Below are 1,995 nucleotides of genomic sequence, written 5' to 3'. Positions count from 1 at the left end.
TCGGGCGTGTAATACAGCTCGGTCGGGATCTCGGTCACGACGCTCCTCGGTGTTCGACAGCGCAGGTGTTCGGCTTACTTGACTGGCTGAGCGTATTGGCGGGGTTTCGGTTGCCGCAAGATGGTGACGTCCACCCGCTCGTTCTGTTGCGTCGTCATCGTGCCGCCGACGCGTTCGATGCTGTCCATGGCGCCCCCGGGTATGTTCATCGCCGCCGCCAGCGTCGGCGGATCGCCAATGGCGATAACCGAATACGGCGGGCTGAGCCGTTGACCGTCGACGACCAGCGCGCCGGGGCTGCCGACCACCCAGCTGTCGACGCCGATGCGCACGCCGACCCGCCGCTCGTCCTGGTTGCCGCTGATCTCCATCGCCTCGGCGCCGGCCGCGCGCAGCTCGTTGATGACATCGAGCATCGTCTCGGCGGGTACACCCGGGGCGCGGTCCTCGATGGCCAGGATGACGCCCGGCCCGGTCGCCGCGACGGTGCCCAGCAGGATCGACAACCCGGCCAGCCGTTCCTGGGCGTTCTCGATCGCAGCCTGGTCGCTGCTACCGGAGTCCTGCAGGGTCTCCAAGGTCTGCTCGAGTTCGGCCACTTCGGTGTTCAGTGCGGCCTCGCGCTGCTGCAGGGAATCGAGCAGCACCAGCAGGTCGGCCGGCCGCGCCGACTCCAGCGCATCGCCCGAGTCGTTCTGCCGCACTTGGGTCACGATCGCGGCGCCAAGCAGCACACACAGCACCGCGGCGAGCGCCCCGAACACCACCTGCGACCGGCTGCGTGACCGCAGCCCGATGCGCGGCGTGTCGTGAGCCAACTCGTGGCGGCCGTGGGCGGGTTCGGTCATGTCAGGCGCCGAACAGTCGTCGTCGCAGTGCCGCGGCGTTGCCGAAGATCCGGATGCCGAGCACCACGATGATCGCAGTGGACAGCTGGGTGCCGACTCCCAGTTGGTCGCCCAGATACACGATGAGCGCCGCTACCAGGACGTTGAACACGAACGACACCACGAAGACCTTCGAGTCGAAGATCCCTTCCAGATACGCCCGCAGACCACCGAAGACCGCGTCGAGCGCGGCGACCACCGCGATTGGCAGGTAGGGCTGGACGAACTCGGGCACGGTGGGATGAAACACCAGCCCCAACACGATGCCGATGACGAGTGCGGCGATTCCGATCATCCCAGTCCGATCATCTGTAGTCCGATCATCTATGGTCAGGGCCCAATCCGTTTGGCGAAGTTGACATCTCGCGGGGATCCCGCCGGCAGCTGCAAACCGTCACCGGTGCTGACGTTGACCCCGGCGCCGTAGGAGGTCTCCAGGAGGCGCAAGCGCTGCAGCCCCGGACTGCGCTCGAAGATGTCCTGCATCCCGCGCGGCGGTCCGATCGCGGTGATGACGTAGGGGCTGTCGATGGGTTGATTGTCGACCAGGATGCCGCCGCCCGCTTGGCGGATGGTCACATTCGGGCCGACCCGTACGCCACTGACCGAGATTGCCTCGGCCCCGCTGACCCACAGTGAGTTGACCACCAGCTGCAGGTCGCGGTCCAGGATGACCTGCTGGCTACCGGTCACTCGTTGTTTGGAGACATCGCTGAGGTCCTTGGACAGGCCGGGGTCGGTGACGGTCACGGTCAGGCCGGGCCCGGTCACCGGGATGCTGCCGGCCGTCACACTGGCCTGGTCCAGTTCGTCCAGCAGCTGCTGACCCCGGACGTCGCCCTCGAGCCGGCTGCGCTGTTCGGTGTCGACCTGGGTGGCCAGCGCATCGCGCCGGACGGCGGCGTCACCGGTGGCCGACTCGGCTGCTCGGACGCTGCCGGCCAACACCTGCTGGGCTTGCCGGTCGGCCGGTGCTGCCGACCGCGCCTGTCCCACCGCGACCGCGAACACTGCGGCGATCGCCAACGCGGCCAGTATCTGCCAGCCCCACTGGCTCCATCGCCGACGCGGCGTGGCTGGTGTATCGCCCTGATCGCGACGCGCTGCC

3 protein-coding genes are annotated in these 1,995 nt (G+C 67.9%); all 3 read right to left on the bottom strand.

Annotation, left to right across the window (positions count from 1 at the left end; all coding sequences use genetic code 11):
- Positions 1-74 precede the first annotated feature (74 nt).
- The gene (locus tag ACN269_RS35220; RefSeq protein WP_421477744.1) at positions 75-848 is read right to left on the bottom strand and encodes a DUF881 domain-containing protein; all 774 of its coding nucleotides are present in this window, start codon (positions 846-848) and stop codon (positions 75-77) included.
- Between the two features lies 1 nt (position 849).
- Positions 850-1,182 (bottom strand): small basic family protein, encoded by a 333-nt coding sequence (locus tag ACN269_RS35215; protein WP_421477742.1) that lies wholly within the window; start codon positions 1,180-1,182, stop codon positions 850-852.
- A 35-nt stretch (positions 1,183-1,217) separates the two neighbouring features.
- On the bottom strand, positions 1,218-1,995 hold a 778-nt coding region (locus ACN269_RS35210), incomplete at its 5' end, for a DUF881 domain-containing protein (RefSeq protein WP_421477740.1).

The sequence above is a fragment of the Micromonospora sp. WMMD736 genome, assembly GCF_049179015.1.
Lineage (GTDB): Bacteria > Actinomycetota > Actinomycetes > Mycobacteriales > Micromonosporaceae > Micromonospora.
This window is presented reverse-complemented; position numbering and strand designations above follow the sequence as displayed.

Bases quoted from the DNA above. Each gene is read 5' to 3' on its own strand.
- ACN269_RS35215 (WP_421477742.1), bottom strand. From the start codon at position 1,182: ATGATCGGAATCGCCGCACTCGTCATCGGCATCGTGTTGGGGCTGGTG.
- ACN269_RS35220 (WP_421477744.1), bottom strand. From the start codon at position 848: ATGACCGAACCCGCCCACGGCCGCCACGAGTTGGCTCACGACACGCCG.